This window comes from Streptomyces sp. WG7 (assembly GCF_049975785.1).
In the GTDB taxonomy this organism is placed as follows: Bacteria; Actinomycetota; Actinomycetes; order Streptomycetales; family Streptomycetaceae; genus Streptomyces.
The window spans coordinates 18111-37836 of the sequence record NZ_JBNGGE010000019.1 but is presented as its reverse complement, the minus strand read 5'-3'; the positions used below and the strand labels follow the sequence as shown (position 1 = coordinate 37836).

The 19726-nt window shown below is 70.4% G+C and carries 14 protein-coding genes; 5 read left to right on the top strand and 9 right to left on the bottom strand.

Annotated features, from left to right (window positions below; translation table 11 throughout):
- Positions 1-100: 100 nt before the first annotated feature.
- Positions 101-826 (top strand): dienelactone hydrolase family protein, encoded by a 726-nt coding sequence (locus tag ACP4J0_RS20115; protein ID WP_426600056.1) that lies wholly within the window; start codon positions 101-103, stop codon positions 824-826.
- A 597-nt stretch (positions 827-1423) separates the two neighbouring features.
- Here the strand turns inward: ACP4J0_RS20115 and ACP4J0_RS20110 are convergent.
- The 8 genes from ACP4J0_RS20110 to ACP4J0_RS20075 all read right to left on the bottom strand — a co-directional run bounded on the left by ACP4J0_RS20110 (position 1424) and on the right by ACP4J0_RS20075 (position 10679).
- The gene (locus tag ACP4J0_RS20110) at positions 1424-2266 is read right to left on the bottom strand and encodes a phosphotransferase family protein (protein WP_426600055.1); all 843 of its coding nucleotides are present in this window, start codon (positions 2264-2266) and stop codon (positions 1424-1426) included.
- 469 nt (positions 2267-2735) lie between these two features.
- A complete protein-coding gene (locus tag ACP4J0_RS20105) occupies positions 2736-3716 on the bottom strand; it encodes a ferric reductase-like transmembrane domain-containing protein (protein WP_426600121.1) in 981 nt (326 codons plus the stop codon).
- A 292-nt stretch (positions 3717-4008) separates the two neighbouring features.
- Complete coding sequence (locus ACP4J0_RS20100) at positions 4009-4212, bottom strand: cold-shock protein (RefSeq protein ID WP_426600054.1); 204 nt, start codon at positions 4210-4212, stop codon at positions 4009-4011.
- 303 nt (positions 4213-4515) lie between these two features.
- Complete coding sequence (locus ACP4J0_RS20095; RefSeq protein WP_426600053.1) at positions 4516-5178, bottom strand: phosphoribosyltransferase; 663 nt, start codon at positions 5176-5178, stop codon at positions 4516-4518.
- Positions 5179-5590: 412 nt separating this feature from the next.
- The gene (locus ACP4J0_RS20090) at positions 5591-7195 is read right to left on the bottom strand and encodes a glycoside hydrolase family 13 protein (RefSeq protein WP_426600052.1); all 1605 of its coding nucleotides are present in this window, start codon (positions 7193-7195) and stop codon (positions 5591-5593) included.
- Positions 7196-7334: 139 nt separating this feature from the next.
- Positions 7335-8315 (bottom strand): carbohydrate ABC transporter permease, encoded by a 981-nt coding sequence (locus tag ACP4J0_RS20085; RefSeq protein WP_426600051.1) that lies wholly within the window; start codon positions 8313-8315, stop codon positions 7335-7337.
- Positions 8316-8319: 4 nt separating this feature from the next.
- The gene (locus ACP4J0_RS20080) at positions 8320-9255 is read right to left on the bottom strand and encodes a carbohydrate ABC transporter permease (RefSeq protein WP_426600050.1); all 936 of its coding nucleotides are present in this window, start codon (positions 9253-9255) and stop codon (positions 8320-8322) included.
- An 89-nt stretch (positions 9256-9344) separates the two neighbouring features.
- The gene (locus tag ACP4J0_RS20075; RefSeq protein ID WP_426600049.1) at positions 9345-10679 is read right to left on the bottom strand and encodes an ABC transporter substrate-binding protein; all 1335 of its coding nucleotides are present in this window, start codon (positions 10677-10679) and stop codon (positions 9345-9347) included.
- Positions 10680-11445: 766 nt separating this feature from the next.
- Between ACP4J0_RS20075 and ACP4J0_RS20070 the strand changes: the two genes are divergently transcribed.
- Together ACP4J0_RS20070 and ACP4J0_RS20065 are read left to right on the top strand one after the other, a co-directional pair.
- Positions 11446-12456 carry a LacI family DNA-binding transcriptional regulator gene (locus ACP4J0_RS20070; protein ID WP_426600048.1) on the top strand — a complete coding sequence of 337 codons (1011 nt, stop codon included), beginning with the start codon at positions 11446-11448 and terminating at the stop codon, positions 12454-12456.
- Positions 12457-12869: 413 nt separating this feature from the next.
- A complete protein-coding gene (locus tag ACP4J0_RS20065) occupies positions 12870-16250 on the top strand; it encodes a CARDB domain-containing protein (RefSeq protein WP_426600047.1) in 3381 nt (1126 codons plus the stop codon).
- Positions 16251-16708: 458 nt separating this feature from the next.
- On the opposite strand, the gene ACP4J0_RS20060 is transcribed toward ACP4J0_RS20065, so the two are convergent.
- A complete protein-coding gene (locus ACP4J0_RS20060; RefSeq protein WP_426600046.1) occupies positions 16709-17638 on the bottom strand; it encodes a LysR family transcriptional regulator in 930 nt (309 codons plus the stop codon).
- 127 nt (positions 17639-17765) lie between these two features.
- Between ACP4J0_RS20060 and ACP4J0_RS20055 the strand changes: the two genes are divergently transcribed.
- Together ACP4J0_RS20055 and ACP4J0_RS20050 are read left to right on the top strand one after the other, a co-directional pair.
- Positions 17766-18767 carry a fumarylacetoacetate hydrolase family protein gene (locus tag ACP4J0_RS20055; protein ID WP_426600045.1) on the top strand — a complete coding sequence of 334 codons (1002 nt, stop codon included), beginning with the start codon at positions 17766-17768 and terminating at the stop codon, positions 18765-18767.
- The gene (locus ACP4J0_RS20050) at positions 18764-19726 is read left to right on the top strand and encodes a cyclase family protein (RefSeq protein ID WP_426600044.1); all 963 of its coding nucleotides are present in this window, start codon (positions 18764-18766) and stop codon (positions 19724-19726) included. The genes ACP4J0_RS20055 and ACP4J0_RS20050 overlap by 4 nt, the downstream gene beginning before the upstream one ends.

Genomic DNA, 19726 nt, shown 5'->3' with positions numbered 1-19726 from the left:
AATCCGCGAAGGAAGACTGCACGTCAGACGTGTACCGAGCCCTCACCCTCGGTGGCAGCAGCCGTCCGGAACAGCTCCATGGTCATTACGGTCTGTTCGCATGACGACGGTTACGACGCGCACGGTCACTTATCCGGCCGACGGCCTGACCATGGTCAGCCACCTCGCGCTCCCGGCCGGCAGCGGCCGTCGGCCCGCGGTCCTGATCGGCCCCGAGGGACCGGGGCTGAACGACTTCCAGCGGCGCCGCGCCGACGCCCTGGCCGAACTCGGCTACGTGGCACTGGCCTTCGACATCAACGGCGGATGCTGGTTCACCGACCCCGAGGAGATGCTCGCGCGCATCACCCCTCTGCTCTGCGCCCCCCAGAGGATGCGGGACATCGGCCACGCGGCCCTCGGCATCCTGCGCGCCGAACCGCGAACCGACCCCGACCTGATCGCCGCCATCGGTTACGGCACCGGGGGCGCGATCGCGCTGGAACTCGGCCGCGACGGCGTCGACCTGCGGGCGATCGGCACAGTCAACGCACTCACCACCGGCCGGCCGGGCGAGGCGGCACGCATCCGGTGCCCGGTGTGGGCCGGGGTCGGATCGGAGGACCCGATCATGCCTCCGGCACAGCGCGAGGCGTTCGCCGCCGAAATACAGGATGCGGGTGTCGACTGGCGTCTCGTGCTCTACGGCGGCGCCGTGCACGCCTTCCACCACCCTCCCGTCGACCAGCCGGTGGTGCCCGGCGTCGCCCACCACCCGCGGCACGCAGAGCGCGCTTGGCGCGACGTCGTGGACCTGCTCACCGAGTGCTTGCCCTTGGCGGAGTGACGCACAGGGGGGCCTTCCCACAACGGGAAGCCCCTGTGGGCTCTGTCGATCGGACGGCGCGACCGAGGTGGGTGTCGGGATGCCGATCGGCACATCGATATCCGGTACGGCAGGCGGTAGCAGACAGTCCGTGGCGGGTGCGCGCGACCGACGGTCCTCGTGCACGCGGGTCGCCGACGGCAGAGCCGTGGGGACGGGCCGTTGAGGTGCCGGCCGGTGAGGTGCCGGTCGTTGAGGTACAGGCGCTCGAAGTAGAGCAGGACCGGATGCACCCACCACGTCGGCTCCGCCTCCTCCGGCATGGTGACCCGGTGCTCGTTGGCGGCGGCCGGCGCGGAACTCGGCCGGGGGCGCGTGGACGACCGCTTCGGGGACGGCTTCCGCACCGGTCTGCCCGTCGGCTGTGCCGTGGCCGTGGTCTCGGCAGCCGTCGCCCTGCTCATCCCCCGGTACGCACCGCCGCCGACGGCCCGGAGGAGGCCGGGGTCCCGGCGGACCAGACACCGGCTCGCGCCCGAACGGCCCGAACGGCCTGTTCGTTCCTGCCGTCTCACCCCCGGGGCGAGCCCCTTCATGGGTCGTGGCGACCGCGGGCGTTCAGCCCAGTCCGCAGCGGTCGAGCGAGGCGTGGACCAGGGCGAGTCCCTCCGCCCTCCAATGGTCCCGGTCGGGCATCTGGTCCGCGCGGCGCCAGCGCCAGGCCGAGAACATGGCCCAGTCCACGGCGCGGCACCGGTGCAGGAGATCCTGGTCGGCCCCCGCGTAGTGCTCGGCCACACCGTCGGGAGCGTGGGCGAGGTCGAACTCGACCGGCCCGCGACAGCACGTGGCGAGGTCCACGAAGAGCGGCCCCCGCTCCGTGGCGAGGAGGTTGCCCTCGTGCGGCTCGCCGTGCAGCAACTGGTCGTTGGACCGGTCCGCGCCGATGGCGGCGCTCACCTCGCCCAGGGTGCGGGCGAGGAGTTCCCGGTCGGCGTCGGACAGGTCCGGGGACCGCTCCCGGTCGGTCACCTCCCGCAGCGCGCGGGCGGCCCGGTCCGTGAAGTGGGGCGCCTCCAGCTCGACCCGGCGCAGGGCGGCGTGCTGCCGCCTGAGCACGTCCGCGTACGCGGACGGCGTGATGTCCGCAGCCACCGGTGCGTAGTAGGTCCACAGAGAGACGGCGAAGCCGTCCCGTACGTACACGCGGGGCTCGCCCCGGGGGTCCAGCTCGGCCACCGGGGCGTCGACGGCACCGAGCCGGCGGGCCACCTCGACCTCGAACGCCGAGTCGGCCAGTTGGTCCGGCGGCGCGACCCGGGCCAGCACGTCGCACGGGAGCAGGCGCAGCGCGACCCGGTCCGAGTCGTGGACGACGACCACGTCGTCCACCCCCAGGCCCAGCTCCGTGGCGGTCGCCCGGGCCGCCTCGACCGCGCGACGCAGTTCCGCAGGCTCCATGTCGTTCTCCTCGTCGTCGGCTACGCACACACCTCCGGGGACGGCGACAGCACCCCGTACGTCGTCGGGGACATCATCCGGCACCCGGACCCCGGGAAGATCCGCTTTCGGCCGACCGAGGCCTCCCGCGACAACGGCCGCGGCCGGGGCCCGCCGTCCGAGGCGCGGACGGCCCCGGCCGGCGGAAGCGCCGGTACCGCACGGCCCGCCGCCGGCGCTTCAGCCGGCCGCATAGGCCTTCGCCTGGATGCCGTACAACTCCGCGTAGCGTCCGCCGACCGCGAGCAGTTCCTCGTTCGTGCCGGACTCGGCAACACGTCCGGCGTGCAGCACGAGGATCAGATCCGCGTCGGTGACCGTGGAGAAGCGGTGCGAGACGACGACGGTGACGGTCCCGGTCCGTGCGCTCAGTTCCCGCGCGCGGGCCCGTCTCCGCCGCGACTCCGCCCCGTCCGCCCCGTTCGAGCCGTCAGTCCGTTTCCTGGGAGTGCGGGGCCGTCGCGGGCGGATGGGTCGGACGGTCCCGGCCTCCGTCCCGGCCGGACACCACCACGATGACGAGCCCGACGACGACGGCTCCGGCGGCGACCCGTCCGGCCGCCCGCAGCCACCACCCCGGCCGGGCCGCGCCCCCGCCGGCGGAGCCCAGCCGTTCGGCCCGCCGGGCAGGTCTCAGCAGGCGGAGCAACAGCAGTACGGCAACCGGCAGTTGCAGCAGCCACAGAACGGTGCGCGGCCACTCTCCGTACCAGACGTTGGTCCCGTACAGCAGGGTGTGCCACACGCTCAGCACGTACACGACGATCACGAACCGGTGCAGCCGTCGCCACGTGTTCGCTCCGATGCGGTGCCGGACGTAGAACAGCAGCCCCAGCGGTATCGCCAGGTACAGGGCGCCCTGGCCGATCGGGACGGCGATCCGGCCGGTGCCGGAGTCGTACCAGCCGGGCACGAAGCTGTCGGCGAAACCCACCCACAGCCGCTCGGCCCAGTCCAGCTTCGTCTCGTAGCGCACGAGTTCCGCCGCGAACATGAGCGCGTGCGCGGCCATCAGGGCCGTCGTCGTCAGACTCGTGGTGCGGTGCCAGCGCTCCAGTACCGGCCGGGAGACCGGCAGCCGGGCGGACCGCGGTCCCGACAGCAGCAGACCCAGCATGACCGTGCCCCAGGCCCACAGCAGCCCCGACCACCCGAACGCCTGACTGAGCAGGTACATCCAGTAGGTGCCGGCATCGTCCATGAACGGCATGACCGCGACGGTGTCCGAGTCACCCGACTCGATGCGCGCGTACAGGAACGCGAAGACAAGCCCCGTCACCACCACCGCCGCGGAGGCGTCGGGCAGGGCGGACCGCATGTCGCCGCGCAGCGCGACGCGGTCGCCGGGGCGCGGTTGCCGTCCGGGCGGTATCGGCGCCCCGTCCTCTTCCGACCTGGCGTCCGACAGCATCAGGGCCTCCCCGGCACGGGGCACCGCAGGGACGGTGCGCATGTGGCGTGAGCCAACAAGTCTGACCGAGGGGGCGGTGTCCCCCCGAGGCAGTATCCGGCCAGAGTCGCCACGGGACGTGCGGCGTCCGCGACGACGGTGGCGCCGTTGTCGAACCACCAGAAGTCCTCGCCGGTCCCGGACCACCGCCACCGGCCTGCCGGCCGCGGGGTGCTCCGCCGGCAGCCGCATCTGCCGCTGGGCCCGGGGCCGACGTCGGCCGACGTCGGCCCCGGGCCGTGGGGGTCGGCCCTCAAGCAGGAGTGACGTTGTCGGCCTGCGGGCCCCTGTCACCCTGGGTGACGTCGAAGTTGACCTTCTGGCCCTCCTGCAGCTCCCGGTAGCCGCCTCCCGCGATGGCCGAGTAGTGGACGAACACATCCGGTCCGCCACCATCCTGCTCGATGAAACCGAATCCCTTTTCGGCGTTGAACCACTTCACCGTCCCGGTGGCCATGTCCTGTCCTGCCTTTCGTCACGCAGCGAGACGGCTGCTCACTGCTCTGTGCTGTGATCATCGCGCTCCCGCGCGACCGGGGAGACAACGATGCTCTTCAGCGCTCCGGGTGCCCGCCCCGGCACCCGTCTATCCGCGGACCGGCCACTCGCGGCGGTACGGGCACGAGCGGACCTGGCCGGGCCCGCGCGAAAAGACCGGCCTCGGTTTCCCGCCAGGCCGTCACCGCGTTCGGAGCCGCCCGAGAGGCCGCCGATGCCACGTGGGGCTCCGCTCGGGCCGCTACCGCTACCGATCAGCGCCTCACGTGCGGGAAGGCGGGGTCCCGTAGCCCTTCAGGATCTCGATGACCTGGTCGTCGCCGACCTGGTCGAAGTCGTCGTACCAGAGGCCGACCGCCCGAAAGTCCGGCGGCTGCCGGAGGCAGACGACACCGTCCGCTTCCGAGCGCATCTCGGCGACGGTCTCAGGGGCGCCGACAGGGACGGCGAGGATCAGCCGGGCGGGTCCCGACCGCCGAAGCCGGCGGAGGGCGGCGCGTGCGGTGGCGCCGGTGGCCAGGCCGTCGTCGACGAGGACGACGGTGCGGTCCTTGACCTGCGGTGTGGAACGGTCACCCCGGTAGAGCAGGGCCCGGCGTTTCAGTTCCTCACGTTCCCGGGCCACGTCCGCGACGAGGCGGTCTTCACTCAGACCGGCCATTTCGAGGGCCCGCTGGTCGAACAGGGGCGGGTCGTCGTCCACGACCGCGCCGATACCTGTCTCCGGCCGGCCGGGAAGACCGATCTTCCGTGCCACGAGCACGTCCAGGGGCGCCCTGAGGGCCTGGGCGACTTCGGCGGCCACCGGCACTCCGCCGCGGGGCAGCGCGAGGACCACGGGGTGGGGCAGTTCGCCGTCGGATGCCCATTCCATGAGCCGCAGGCCGAGTTCCTGGCCCGCTGTCCGGCGATTGTGGAATCGCATGACGTCTCTCCTCCTCACAGGCGCTGAAGGGCCACCGCTGCCGGGCCCACTCATCACTTCGGGGCTCGGCTCCGGGCTGGGGCGGGGTTCGCGCCGCTTTCCGCTGGGCCGGCCCGCCTCCCGTCGGTCGAAGCGGCGGTACGCCTCGACAGCGTTCTCCGTGCCACCCCACCGGGTGACCAGCGGCGTGGGGTCGAAGCTTCCTGAGGCGAGGCAGCGAGACCGGACGGGGCAGGTAGGCATCGGGGGTCGCGGTTGCCCCTCTCCGGAGCTCCACCCACCGCCCGCACGGAGCCGCCATCGACCGCCGCGTTCCGGCCGGCATCGTCACCGGCAACCGCATCACTTCTTCCGTCCGCCCCCGCCCCCGCCCCGTCACCGGCGCGGGGCCGGGCTGTCCGCCGGTGTCAGGTCATCGACGGAGCCAGACCGCCGTGTCACCGGGCAGTCGACCGTCACTGTCCAGTGGGCTGCTGGCCAGCAGCAGTTCCTCATGCGGCGGCAGACCGATGGATCGGCCGGAGAGGTTGACCACGCACACCAGGCCGTTTCCGCGGGCGAAGGCGAGGACGCCGTCCTCGGCGGGCAGCCAGGTCAGCGGGCCGTCGCCGAAGCCCTCGGTGGACCGGCGCAGGAGCAGGGCCGTGCGGTAGAGGCTGAGCATCGAGTCGGGGTCGGTGTCCTGGCGGTCGACGGCGTACCGCGCCCAGTCGGCGGGCTGTGGCAGCCAGGGTTCGGTGCGCGCACCGAACCCGCAGGACGGCTCGTCGGCGGCCCAGGGCAGCGGCACCCGGCATCCGTCGCGCCCCGGGTCGGTGCCGCCGGAGCGGAAGTGCATGGGGTCCTGAATGCGGTCCAGCGGGATGTCCGCCTCGGGCAGACCGAGTTCCTCGCCCTGGTAGAGGTAGACCGAACCGGGCAGCGCGAGCGTGAGCAGAGCGGCGGCGCGGGCGCGCCGGGTGCCCAGCTGGAGATCACTGGGCGTGCCGAACTCCTTCGTGCCGAAGTCGAACCCGGTGTCCGTACGGCCGTAGCGGGTGACCGTGCGGGTCACGTCGTGGTTGCAGAGGACCCAGGTGGCCGGGGCGTGGACGGGCGCGTGCTCGGCGAGGGTGTCGTCGATGGTGCGGCGCAGCCGGCCGGCGTCCCAGGGGCAGGAGAGGAAGTTGAAGTTGAAGGCGGTGTGCAGTTCGTCGGGGCGCAGGTAGCGGGCGAAGCGTTCGGCGTCGGGGAGCCAGACCTCGCCGACGAAGACGCCGTCGTACTCGTCGGCTATCGCGCGCCAGGAGCGGTAGATGTCGTGGATCTCGTCCTGGTCGATGTACGGGTGCGGGTCGACGCCTTCGGTGAAGTCGGGCAGGTCGGGGTGCTTGGTGAGCAGGGCTGCGGAGTCGATGCGGACACCGGCGACGCCGCGTTCGAACCAGAAGCGGAGTATGTCCTCGTGTTCGCGGCGGACGGCGGGGTGGGACCAGTTGAGGTCGGGCTGTTCCGGGGTGAACAGGTGCAGGTACCACTCGCCGTCGGGGACCCGGGTCCAGGTGGTGCCGGAGAACTGGGACGGCCAGTCGTTGGGCGGGAGTTCACCGTTCTCGCCGCGTCCGGGCCGAAAGTGGAAGCGCTCCCGCTCCGGACTGCCGGGCCCGGCCTCCAGCGCGGCACGGAACCAGGCGTGCTGGTCGGACACATGGTTCGGGACGATGTCGACGATGACTCGGATACCGAACTCGTCGGCCTCGGCGATGAGCTTCTCGGCCTCCTCGAGGGTGCCGAAGGCCGGATCGATGGCTCGGTAGTCGGCCACGTCGTAGCCGCCGTCGACGAGCGGGGAGAGGTACCAGGGCGTGAACCACACGGCGTCGACGCCGAGTTCGGAGAGATAGGGCAGGTGGGTGCGGATGCCCGCCAGGTCCCCGGTCCCGTCGCCGTCGCCGTCCGCGAAGCTGCGGGGGTAGATCTGGTAGATGACGGCGTCTCGCCACCATGTGTCGGTTCGGGAGGGGTGCACGGCTGCCACGTAACGGTCCTTTCGGGCAGGTGAGGGCCCCGCCGCCGGCCGGGGCGGGGTCATGGACGAAGTGGCCGGCGACGGGTGCTCCGGGGGTGGCGGCGGGGTTCGGTCACGCAGGGGGGCCAGGGGCCGGTGCCGGGTGCGGTCAGCCCTTGAGGCTTCCGGCGGTGAGGCCCGCCATGATGCTGCGCTGGAAGAAGAAGAACACGATGATCATCGGGATGCTCGCGATCACGAGGCCGGCCATGACCTGGTTCTGTGTCACGGATCCGGCCGTCTGGGACAGGCCCACACTGATCGTCATCTTCTCGCTGTCCGGCAGCACGAGCAGTGGCCAGACGAAGTCCTTGAAGACCAGGACGACGGTGAAGATGGACACCACGCCGAGGATGGGCCGCGAGATCGGCAGGATGATCGAGACGAGGACGCGCCACGGGGGTATGCCGTCGATCTCGGCCGCTTCGAGGATCTCGTCGGGGATCGAGTCGAAGAAGCGCTTGAGCAGGAAGATGTTGAAGCCGTTGGCGGCGACGGGGAACCAGATGGCCCAAGGGGAGTTGAGAAGCTGCCAGCCGAAGACGGGCACGTCCGTCACGGTGATGTAGGCGGGGATCATCACCACGATCGGCGGGATCATGAGCGTGGCCAGCATGGCGCCGAGGATCACGTTTCCGAACATCGGCCGGAGCTTGGACAGGGCGTACGCGGCTGTGACGTCCACGGCGAGTGCGAAGAGCCACGCGCCTACGGCGTAGAAGAGGGTGTTCTTGAGGAGCAGCCCGATGTCGAAGAGTTCCCAGGCATCCGCGAACACGGAGAGATCGGGGTTCTCGGGGAACAGGGTGGGCGGCATCTGGGCGATTTCCTCGCCCGTCTTCATCGCCCCGGTGACCATCCAGTAAAGGGGGAACACGAACACCAGGGTGAACACGGTGATGACGGCGGTGAGCAGCGTCCAGTAGATCCTCGTGCCCCAGCGGGATTTCAGCTCCAGCGGCGAGACGATGGTCCTGGCATGGCCGTCGGCCCATGCGGCCGGGCGCTTCTTCCTGCGCCCGGGTGGCTGCGGCGACGCCGTCCTGCCTGCTTCTTCCGCCACTTCGGGGTCGGCGGTGGTGTCGATCACGGACCTACCTCTTCTCGTCACGGGTCAGCCGGAGTTGGACCGCGGCGACCGCAAGAAGGACGATCATGAGCATCAGGCCGAGCGCGCTGCCGGCCCCGTAGTTGCCGCCGTAGACGAAGGCGTACTGGTACATGAGGTACGCGACGGTGACCGTCGCGTTCTCCGGTCCGCCACCCGTGAGCATGTACGGCTCGATGAAGACCTGCATGGTGGCGACGATCTGCAGCATCAGCATCAGGAGCAGGATGAGCCGGGTCTGCGGGATGGTGACGTTCCAGATCCGCTTGAAGATGCCGGCACCGTCGAGCTCCGCCGCCTCGTACAGGTCACCGGGGACGTTCTGCAGGGCGGCCAGGTAGATCAGCACGCCCGAGCCCAGGTTCATCCAGGTGGAGACGATGACCAGCGAGATGAGCGCGGTGTCGGTGGAGTCGAGCCAGGACAGCGTCGGCAGCCCGGCGAAGTCGAGGACCTGGTTGAACAGTCCCGGTCCGGGATCGTAGAACCAGCGGAACAGCAGGACCGATACGATCGGTGGCAGCATGACCGGCAGGTAGACCACGAACCGGAGATACCCGCGGGCGTGCCGCAGCTCGTTGAGCACGATCGCCACCGCGAACGGGATCACATAGCCGCACAGCAGGGCGAGCAGCGTGAAGGCGATGGTGTTCTTCCAGGCCTGGCCGAACGCCGGGTCGTTCACCACGGTGCGGAAGTTGTCCAGGCCCACCCAGGTCGGCTCGTCGACGAGGTTGGTCTGCTGGAAGCTGAGGATGACCTCCCTGACGATCGGCCACCAGGCGAACATCGCGAAGCAGAACAGAGCGGCGCAAAGAAACGCGTAGGCGGTCAGGTTGCTGCGTACCGAGCGGCGCCGCTTCGACGGTGGTCTGCGACGCGGTTTCGCCGGCCGCTTCGGCTCGACGGTGAGTGTTTCCATGGCGATCTCCCGCTCCTGTTCTCTCCTGCCGGCCGGGCCCGGGGTACCGCTCTCCTCCTCCTTCGGGCGACACCCCGGGGCAGTCGCCGTCAGCCCCTGGCCAGAATCCCGTTGGCCTTGGTCTCGGCGTCTTCGAGCAGCTTGTCGATGTCGGCGCTCTCCCGCGTCAGGACCGCGGACATGGCCACGTCGAGCACTGCGTAGAGTTCCTGGGCATGCGCCGGCTCCAGCTTGAGCTCGACGTTCTTCGAGGTGTCCACGTAGGGCTGGTAGTACTCGACCGGCAGGACGGCGTTCGCCGTCCGGTCCTCGGCGATCTTCCGGCCGGTCGGGGAGCCGCCCATGTAGTCGTTGTTGGGAACGCCGACGGCCTCACCGTTGGCTTTGCCGCGGGCGTAGTCGTGACGGCCCTTGCCCGGTGTGTTGAACTGGAAGTCGATCCACTGCATCGCCGCCCTGGTCTCGGCGGCGTTCGCCTTCGGGTTGATCATGTAGGCCTCGCCGCCGGACAGCGACGCCTTGCCCTCCGGTATGCCGGTGATGCCGTAGTCGTCCTTCTCCCCCTGGAACTTCTGGACCACGTCGGTGACGACGTCCGGCGCGCCGAGCATCATGCCCGTCTTGCCGGCGGCCATCTGCTGCATCAGTGCCTCCCAGCCGATCAGCACCCTGCTGCCGACGCTGTCGTCCTTCCAGCGCATGTCGTGCAGCGTCCGCAGCACGGCCTTGCCCTCGGGGCTGTTGAACGCGGCCTTGCCGTCGACGACCATCTCGCCGCCGCGACTGAAGATGGACTGTGCGAAATGCCAGCCGCCGACGTTGCCGCCGCCGTACTCGCCGTACCCGACGTAACCGTCACCGAGATCGGCGATCTTCTTCGCGGCGGCCCTGACCTCGTCCCACGTCTTCGGCGGGGCGTCGGGGTCGAGACCGGCCTCCTCGAACAGCTTGCGGTTGTAGACCAGACCGACGCTGTAGCTGACGTTGGGAACGCCGTAGACCTTGCCGTCCACGGTGACCATGTCCCTGACGTCCTGCCTGATGTCGCCGTAGTTCTTCACCAGGTCCGTGACGCCGGTGATGTCCTTCGCCTGCTTCTTGGAGATCACGTCGGCGTAGTTGGTGACCGGCACCATGAACACGGTCTCCATCTGCCCGCCGGCGAGCTTCGCGGCGAAGGTCTTCGGGTCGAAGCACGGCTGCTGGTCGGTGCTCTTGACCTTCACTCCCGGATGCGCCTTCTCGAACGTGGCGACGTCCTGGTTCCACGCCTCGCGCTGCTTCGGTGCGGTCTTCGGGGGCTGGCACGCCACGGTGATCGTCACGCCTCCTCCCGCATCGGAGTCCGACGAGTCACCGCCGCAGGCCGCGGTGGTCAGTACGAGACCTGCGGTCAGCAGGATCACGAGTTTACGGGGCTTCATTGCGGCTCCTCCGAGGTGACGCCCAAGCGCTGCCCTGATCGGAGCGTCACGATAGGACGGTCGGCAGATGCACGCAATATTCTGATCCAGAGTTGCAAGGTTACGACTGTGTCACGACCTCTACTCGCCGATGGCCTATCAGGAGCTGTACTTGTGGATGACATCGAGAGCGCCGCTTCGGGCTCGACCGGAGCCCACTGCCCGCGCTCCCCGGCTGAGGCGCTGTCAGTGATGTGCTCGCGAGCGCGAGACCTTGCCGAGCCGAGACCGCCGGCCGGCACCGCCGGCCGGCACCCTGGAGTCCGCGCCGCCGGGCGGGCGATCGCTCCGCTCCGCGGGGCGCGGAACCGCAAGGGAGCTCACCGGCGGACGCACTGCCCTCAGCGATGCCGACCCGAGCGGCAGGCGATCGCGGCCTCCGACATCGAACGCGCGCCTGGGCAGCGGGCTCGTCTCCGGCCCCGTCCGCGAGGGCAGCGCACTGCGCGCGGACTCACGGCCTCGCGAGCCGTCCACCGGCCGTCTTCGCTTCGCCGGGACCTCCACCGCACGGGCCGGCACCCCCGAACCCGCCCGGCGAACCCGCCTGGCGAACCCGCCTGGCGAACACCTGACGGATCGGACGGGCGCCCCCGGCCGCCACGTCGTCTACCGTGGCATCGACGGCATCAGGTTCAGGACAGCAGGCCGGAGGGTGGCCGGGCTACGGCCAGGCCGAGAAGAGAGGGACGCAAGAAATTTCGGAGCTTGCGATAGGCTTGCGTGCATGACGCGACGACTTGCCCAGGTAGCGAAGAAGGTTGGGGTCAGCGAGGCCACGGTCAGCCGTGTCCTCAACGGCAAGCCCGGTGTCTCCGATGCGACCCGGCAGTCCGTGCTCACGGCGCTGGACGTCCTGGGGTACGAACGCCCGACGCAGCTCCGCGGGGAACGCGCCCGGCTCGTCGGCCTCGTGCTGCCGGAACTGCAGAACCCGATCTTCCCGGCCTTCGCCGAGGTCATCGGGGGCGCTCTCGCCCAGCAAGGACTCACGCCGGTGCTGTGCACCCAGACGAAGGGCGGGGTGGCCGAGGCCGAGTACGTGGACCTGCTGCTTCAACAGCAGGTTTCCGGGGTGGTCTTCGCCGGAGGGCTTTTCGCGCAGGCCGACGCGCCGCACGAGCACTACCACCTGCTGGCCGAGCGGAGTGTTCCGGTGGTCCTCGTCAACGCGTCGATCGAGGGTCTGGACTTCCCGTGCGTCTCGTGTGACGACGCGGTCGCCATCGAGCAGGCGTGGCGCCACCTCGCCTCTCTCGGACACGAGCGGATCGGCCTGGTCATCGGCCCCGCCGACCACATTCCCTCGCGTCGCAAGCTGGAGGCGGCCACGGCGGCGGCGAAGGCCCTGGGCCTGACCCTGCCCGACGAGTTCGTGCAGCGGTCGATCTTCTCGCTGGAAGGCGGTCAGGCCGCGACCGCGCGACTCCTGAAGCACGGCGTCACCGGCATCGTCTGCGGCAGTGACCCGCTTGCGCTCGGAGCCATCAGGGCCGCCCGCCGGAGCGGACTCTCGGTCCCCGCGGACGTCTCGGTGGTGGGCTTCGACGACTCGGCCTTCATGACTTCGACGGCTCCGCCCCTGACGACCGTGCGTCAGCCCATCGAGGCGATGGGACGCGCGGCGGTCGACCTGCTCTGCGCCCAGATCCAGGGGCCCCAGCCCCACTCCGGAGAGCTCCTCTTCGAGCCCGAACTCGTCGTCCGCGGATCGACCGCGCCGGCCCGGAGGCGCTGACCGCCGGCACCTGGCGAACCCAGGTCGGGCGCATCACTCCCCCACCCGTCCGACCGGTATCACCACTGCACTCGTCTGACCGATATCACCTCTTCGGCACCGGTATCACCGTTCGCTTCGCGCGACCGTGACACCGGTGCCGCTGTGTTTCCCGGGCACGTCAGCCACGTTCGGAGTGACGGATCCGTTGACAAAACCGGCCCGCGATAGAAACCTTCCACCTCAACAACGTAAGCAAGTCATCAAATCACTCAAGAAGTTGGCTTGCTGTCGCACCTGCCAGTCAGATTCAGGCCGGGTTCCCGGCGCCCAACCTTGCCACCTCGCTCAGGACCCCGTCGTGCCCATGGGGCTGCGCGGGTTCCGGAGACGGTGACGGGGGGGCGTCCTGCCCGCATCATGGAAGGGCCACCATGAACGGCACACATGTGAGCAGACGTTGGGGGGTCGGCCTGTTGACAGCGGGCCTGCTCACCGTCGGGCTGCTGCCCGCCCCCGGGTACGCCGCGGACGGCGATCCCAATCTCGCGCTCGGCAGAGCGGCGACGGCCGGAGGGGCGCACGGCGGATACCCGGCGACGAACGTCACCGACGGCAGTCAGCAGTCGTACTGGGAGGGCCCGGCCGGCTCCTTCCCCCAGTGGGTGCAGGTCGACCTGGGTGCACAAGTCGCCCTGGACCGCGTCACGTTGAAGCTGCCCACCGGCTGGGAGGGACGCTCCCAGTCCCTGGCCGTCCTCGGCAGCGCCGACGGTGGGTCCTTCACCGCGCTGGCCGGCACGCAGGCCCACGCGTTCGCGCCGTCCGCGGCGAACACCGTGGATGTCGACCTGCCCTCCGCCACCGCCCGGTTCGTCCGCGTAGAGGTCGCCGCCAACTCCGGTTGGAACGCGGCGCAGCTGTCCGAGCTGGAGATCTACGGCGAGGACGGCGATACGGGTGAAGGCCCCGTCGACCCGCCGGTCGAAGGTCTCAACCTGGCACGTCACAAGCCGATCGAGGCCACATCCACCACGCAGAACTACGTGGCACGGAACGCCAATGACGACGACCTCACCACCTACTGGGAGTCGACGGGCTTCCCCTCCGACCTGACGGTGAAGCTGGGCGCCGACGCGGACGTCGAGGCCGTGGTCGTCAAGCTGAACCCCGACCCGAAGTGGCAGTCGCGGCAGCAGTCGCTGGAGGTGCTGGGACGCAAGGAGGGAGCCTCCGCGTTCAGCTCGGTGAAGACACGCGCCGACTACGCCTTCAGCCCCTCGGACAGGAACTCCGTGGTGATCCCGGTGACCGGACGCTTCGCGGACCTGAGGCTGTCCTTCCACGCCAACACCGGTGCCCCCGGCGCCCAGGTCGCCGAATTCCAGGTGCTCGGCAAGCCGGCTCCCCACCCGGACTTCGTCGTCACCGACCTGACCTGGTCCCCGAGCACTCCGTCCGAGAAGGACGAGGTGACGGTCGACGCCACCGTCCGCAACGCCGGCACCTCCGCCGCCCCCGCGACCACCGTCAACGTCAGCGTCGAGGGCGCCGTCGCCGGTTCCGCCCCGGTCGCCGCACTCCCGGCCGGCTCGTCCGCGACCGTCTCCGTCCCGGTCGGCAAGCGCCCGACGGGCTCGTACTCCGTGTCGGCCGCCGTCGACCCGACGGACACCGTCGCCGAGCTGGACGACAGCAACAACAGCCGTACCGCGGACAGGAAGCTGACCATCGCACAGAGCCCGGGCCCGGACCTGCGGGTCACCGGCATCACCAGCAACCCGTCATCGCCCGCGGTCGGCTCCTCCGTCTCCTTCACCGTCGCGGTCAACAACCGCGGCACCACCGCCGTCCCGGCCGGCACCATCACCGGCCTCAGGGCCGGTGACACCGCTCTCGCGGGTACGACCGGGGCCATCGCCGCGGGAGCCACCACCACCGTCGCCATCGACGGAACCTGGAAGGCCGCCGACGGCGGAGCCACGCTGACCGCCACCGCCGACGCCACCGGCACGGTCGAGGAAACCGACGAGAACAACAACGTCTTCGCGCGCTCCATCGTCGTGGGACGCGGGGCCGCGGTGCCCTACACGGAGTACGAGGCGGAGAACGGCAGCTACCGGGGGACACTCCTCACCGCGGACGAGAAGCGCACCTTCGGGCACACCAACTTCGCCACCGAATCCTCCGGCCGGCAGTCGGTGCGCCTGGAGGACACCGGTGACCACGTCGAGTTCACCTCCACCGACGCCGCCAACTCCATCGTGGTGCGCAACTCGGTCCCGGACGCGGCCGCGGGCGGTGGCCGCGAGGCGACGATCAGCCTCTACGCCGACGGGCAGTTCGTCCGGAAGCTGACCCTCTCCTCCAAGCACAGCTGGCTCTACGGCACCACCGACGACCCGGAGGGCCTGACCAACACCCCGGGCGGTGACGCGCGCCGTCTCTTCGACGAGTCCAACGCGCTACTGACCGAGAGCTACCCGGCGGGCACGAAGTTCCGCCTCCAGCGGGACGCGGGCGACTCCGCCGCCTTCTACGTCATCGACCTGATCGACCTGGAGCAGGTCGCCGCCCCCGCCGCCAAGCCCGCGGCGTGCACCTCGATCACCCAGTACGGTGCCGTGCCCAACGACGGAATCGACGACGCCGACGCGATCCAGCGTGCCGTCACCGCCGACCAGGAGGGCGAGATCGACTGCGTGTGGATCCCCGCCGGGCAGTGGCGCCAGGAGAAGAAGATCCTGACCGACGACCCGCAGAACCGCGGTCAGTTCAACCAGGTCGGCATCCGTGACGTCACCGTCCGCGGCGCCGGCATGTGGCACTCGCAGCTGTACTCGCTCACCCCGCCGCACGAGGCCGGCGGCATCAACCACCCGCACGAGGGCAACTTCGGCTTCGACATCGACGACAACACCAAGATCTCCGACATCGCCATCTTCGGCTCCGGCACCATCCGGGGCGGCGACGGCAACGCGGAGGGCGGCGTCGCGCTCAACGGCCGCTTCGGCAAGAACACCAAGATCACCGATGTCTGGATCGAGCACGCCAACGTCGGCGCCTGGGTCGGCCGCAACTACGACAACATCCCCGCACTGTGGAACCCGGGCGACGGCCTGGAGTTCAACGGTGTGCGCATCCGCAACACCTACGCCGACGGCGTCAACTTCACCAACGGCACCCGCAACTCCACCGTCTACAACTCCTCTTTCCGCAACACCGGCGACGACGCCCTGGCCGTCTGGTCCAACAAGTACGTCAAGGACACCTCGGTCGACATCGGCCACGACAACCACTTCCGCAACAACACCATTCAGCTGCCCTGGCGCGCCAACGGCATCGCGGTGTACGGCGGTTACGGCAACACCATCGAGAACAACCTGATCTCCGACACCATGAACTACCCGGGCATCATGCTCGCCACCGACCACGACCCGCTGCCCTTCTCCGGGCAGACCCTCATCGCCGGCAACGCCCTGCACCGCACGGGCGGCGCGTTCTGGAACGAGGACCAGGAGTTCGGCGCCATCACGCTCTTCGCGCAGGGCCCCGACATCCCCGGCGTCACCATCCGTGACACCGACATCCACGACTCGACCTACGACGGCATCCAGTTCAAGACCGGCGGCGGCTCGATACCCGACGTGAAGGTCACCGGCGTCCGTATCGACAAGTCGGTCAACGGCTGCGGCATCCTCGCCATGAGCGGTGCCCGGGGCAGCGCCACGCTCACGGACGTGACCATCACCGACTCGGCGGAGAGCGACGTCTGCGTCGAGCCCGGCTCGCAGTTCGTCATCAACCGCGGCTGACCCCCGCGGCACCGGTACGGCGGCCCGCTCCCCGGGCCGCCGTACCGGCGTGCCCGCACGCGGACGAGGGAGGAGGACGAAGGGCATCGGCGCCCGAACGCGTCACTCCGCGCCGATGGACACCCGCGTCCGGAGATCCCGGTGCCTCAGCGCCGCGATCGCGACAACCCGCAGACCAGCCGTCCTCGTCTCGGGACTGCGGAGCCCCGTGACAACCCGAAACCCCGGCCGCCGGGCCCAGGGCTCACGCTCACGGCTCACGCTCACGGCTCACGGCTCACGGCTCACGGCTCACGGCTCACGGCACTGAGGAAGCCGGCCCGCCCGCCCCCGATGTGCCATGACCGTGCGGTCCGGGCGACGGCCTGACCACCCCGGCACGATCCGCGTTCCGGATGCTCGTGATCCATCCCATGGATGCCTCCTGTTCCGGTGGTACGTGCACCGGAACGCGCGCATCAGGTGGCGGCCCGGATCTCGTCCGCCTCCGCCATCCGCCTGCCGACTCGCGCGGCGGTCTCCCGCAGCCAGATGTGGGCGGCGTCGTGCGTGTGTACGGGGTGCCACCACATCGCCTCCCGCAGCGGCACCGCCTCGTACGGCGGCTCCACGGCCCGCACGGCGGCGAGCGGCCCCATCAGCCGGGCGAGGCGGGCCTGGATCAGGGCGATGCGCCGGGTGCCGGCCACCAGCAGGGGCAGCAGCTGGAAGCTGTCGACGGAGACCTCGACCCGGGGTTCGATGCCGAGCATGCCGAGTTGGCGCACGGCGGGCGCGTCGTAGGTGCGCTGGTAGGTGACCCACGGCAGCCGGGCGAGGTCGTGGCGGGTGAGCCGGTCGTCGACGCTCGGGTGGTCGTCGGCGACGAGGAAGATCCAGCGGTCCTCGTAGAGGTCGGTGGCGGGGAAGTCGCTGATGACGCCGTGCGGCATCAGCAGGCCGTCGGTCGTGCTCAGCAGCGTGTCCGTGGCGTCCACCACCGTGGGCGGGGTCTGCGCGAAGCGCAGCCGGATGCCGGGTGCCTCCTCGTGCACGACACGGGCGAGTTCGGTACCGAAGACGGCGACGGCGTAGTCGGACGCCACGAGTTCGAACTCGCGGCTCTCCTTGGCGGGGTCGAAGTCGGCCTGGCTGGCGAAGAGGCGTTCCAGCACGTCGTACGCGTTGGCGGTGCGGTCCAGGAGGACCTGGCCGAGGGCGGTGAGCTCGTAGTGGCCGCCGACACGGGCGAGCAGGTCGTCGTCGAAGTGCCGGCGCAGCCTGGCCAGGGCGGCGCTCGTCGCGGGCTGGCTGAGGCCGATGCGCTGCCCGGCACGGGTGACGTTGCGTTCCTCCAGCAGGGCGCGCAGGGCGACGACGAGATTGAGGTCCAGGCTACTCAGTTGCACGGCTCTTCCCTTGGCTGAACGACGCCGACCAGGTGGAATTCAGGCCATGGATGGCAGTCATCCACAGAATCTATTTCCCTGATCGGCGGTGGGGGGTCCAGATTAGTGCCACCGCAATCAGGAGGACATGTACGTGAAACCCGCACCCGCGTCCGCGCCGTTCACCGGCCCCTTCGCCCTCGGCACGCTGTCGGCCCAGGACGGGCCGGCCTTCCCCGCCCTCGTCACCGCCGACGCCCAGGTGCTCGATCTGCGCGTCGCCTTCGACGACGAGCGGCTGACCACCCGGACACTGCTGGAGAGCTGGGAGACGGCACTGCCGCGGCTGCGGGCGCTGGCCGACGGCACCGGTCGGGCCCGTGAGCCGCTCGCGGAGTTCCGGGTGCACGCGCCGGTCGAGCCGCGCCAGGTGTTCCAGTCCGGCGCGAACTACCGGCAGCACGTGATCGACCTGCACGTCGCGCACCGCGCCCCGGGTGACGACCGGCCCGAGGCGGAGCGGCGCGCGGAGGCGGCGGAGATCATGGACCGGCGGGCGGCGGAGGACCTGCCGTACGTGTTCATCGGCCTGCCGAGCGCGATCACCGGCCCGTACGACGACGTCGTGCTCCCCGCCTGGGCCGAGAAGCCCGACTGGGAGCTGGAGTTGGCGGCGGTGATCGGCCGGCCCGCCCACCGGGTCTCCGTCGAGGAGGCGCTGGACCACGTCGCCGGGTACACGATCGCCAACGACCTGACCGACCGCGCCACCGTCTTCCGCCGGGACATGCCGCAGATCGGCACCGACTGGCTGCGCAGCAAGAACGCGCCCGGTTTCACTCCGCTCGGCCCGTGGATCGTGCCCGCCGAGTCGATCGCGGACCCGGACGACCTGCTGCTGACGCTGAAGCTGAACGGCGAGACGATGCAGGACGAGTCCACCAAGGACATGATCTTCGACGTGGCGCGCATGGTGTCCTACGCCTCGCAGACGGCCCGTCTCCTGCCCGGCGACCTGGTGCTGACCGGCAGCCCGGCCGGCAACGGCATGCACTGGGGCAGGCTGCTGCGCGACGGCGACGTCATGGACGCCTCCATCACCGGTCTCGGCGCCCAGCGCACCCGCTGCGTCGCACAGGAGGCACCGTGACCCCGGACCGCACCGACCCCGAGGGCGCGATAGCGAAGGCCGCGCAGGCGTACTCCAACTGGGGCCGCTGGGGCGAGGACGACGTCCTCGGCACCCTCAACTTCCTCGACGAGGCGAAGCGCCGGGAGGGTGCCGCCCTGGTCCGGAAGGGTGCGAGCTTCTCCCTCTCCCAGCGCTTCGACATCAACGGCCCGCAGAAGGGCTGGCGGCGGCGCACCAACCCGGTGCACACGATGCTCGACACCGGCACCGACGCGGCCCTCGGCAACCAGGGGCTGCCGCACGGCATCGGCGGCGCCGACGACGTGATCGCGATGCCGTTGCAGTGCTCCACCCAGTGGGACGGGCTCGGCCACATCTTCGACCACGGCAAGGCGTGGAACGGTCGCCCGGCGGAGAAGGTCGTCACCTCCGACGGCGACCTGGTCACCGGCATCGAGCACATGGCCCCGCACGTCGCCGGACGCGGAGTGCTCCTGGACGTCGGACGGGTGATCGGCGAGGACGGTGAGCTGCCGGACGGGTTCGCGATCACCGAGGAGCACCTGACCGCGACCGCCGAGGCCCACGGTGTGAGCGTCGGGCGCGGCGACATCGTCGTGGTGCGCACCGGGCAGCTCGCCCGGGTCCGCCGCGACGGGTGGGGCGAGTACGCGGGCGGCCCCGCGCCCGGACTGTCGTTCACCGCGGCCGGCTGGCTGCACGGCACCGAGATCGCCGCGATCGCCACCGACACCTGGGGCTTCGAGGTCCGCCCGAACGAGTTCGCGCACGCCTTCCAGCCGCTGCACCAGGTCGCCATCCCGCACCTCGGCCTGCTGATCGGCGAGATGTGGGACCCGGACGCGCTCGCCGAGGACTGCGCGGCCGACGGCGAGTACGCCTTCTGGCTCACCGCCGCTCCTCTGCCCATCACCGGCGCGGTCGGCTCGCCCGTCAACCCGGTCGCCGTCAAGTAA

Coding starts and splice junctions, on each gene's coding strand:
- ACP4J0_RS20115 (WP_426600056.1), top strand. CDS start 101: ATGACGACGGTTACGACGCGCACGGTCACTTATCCGGCCGACGGCCTG.
- ACP4J0_RS20110 (WP_426600055.1), bottom strand. CDS start 2,266: ATGGAGCCTGCGGAACTGCGTCGCGCGGTCGAGGCGGCCCGGGCGACC.
- ACP4J0_RS20105 (WP_426600121.1), bottom strand. CDS start 3,716: ATGCTGTCGGACGCCAGGTCGGAAGAGGACGGGGCGCCGATACCGCCC.
- ACP4J0_RS20100 (WP_426600054.1), bottom strand. CDS start 4,212: ATGGCCACCGGGACGGTGAAGTGGTTCAACGCCGAAAAGGGATTCGGT.
- ACP4J0_RS20095 (WP_426600053.1), bottom strand. CDS start 5,178: ATGCGATTCCACAATCGCCGGACAGCGGGCCAGGAACTCGGCCTGCGG.
- ACP4J0_RS20080 (WP_426600050.1), bottom strand. CDS start 9,255: ATGGAAACACTCACCGTCGAGCCGAAGCGGCCGGCGAAACCGCGTCGC.
- ACP4J0_RS20075 (WP_426600049.1), bottom strand. CDS start 10,679: ATGAAGCCCCGTAAACTCGTGATCCTGCTGACCGCAGGTCTCGTACTG.
- ACP4J0_RS20070 (WP_426600048.1), top strand. CDS start 11,446: ATGACGCGACGACTTGCCCAGGTAGCGAAGAAGGTTGGGGTCAGCGAG.
- ACP4J0_RS20065 (WP_426600047.1), top strand. CDS start 12,870: ATGAACGGCACACATGTGAGCAGACGTTGGGGGGTCGGCCTGTTGACA.
- ACP4J0_RS20055 (WP_426600045.1), top strand. CDS start 17,766: ATGTACGTGAAACCCGCACCCGCGTCCGCGCCGTTCACCGGCCCCTTC.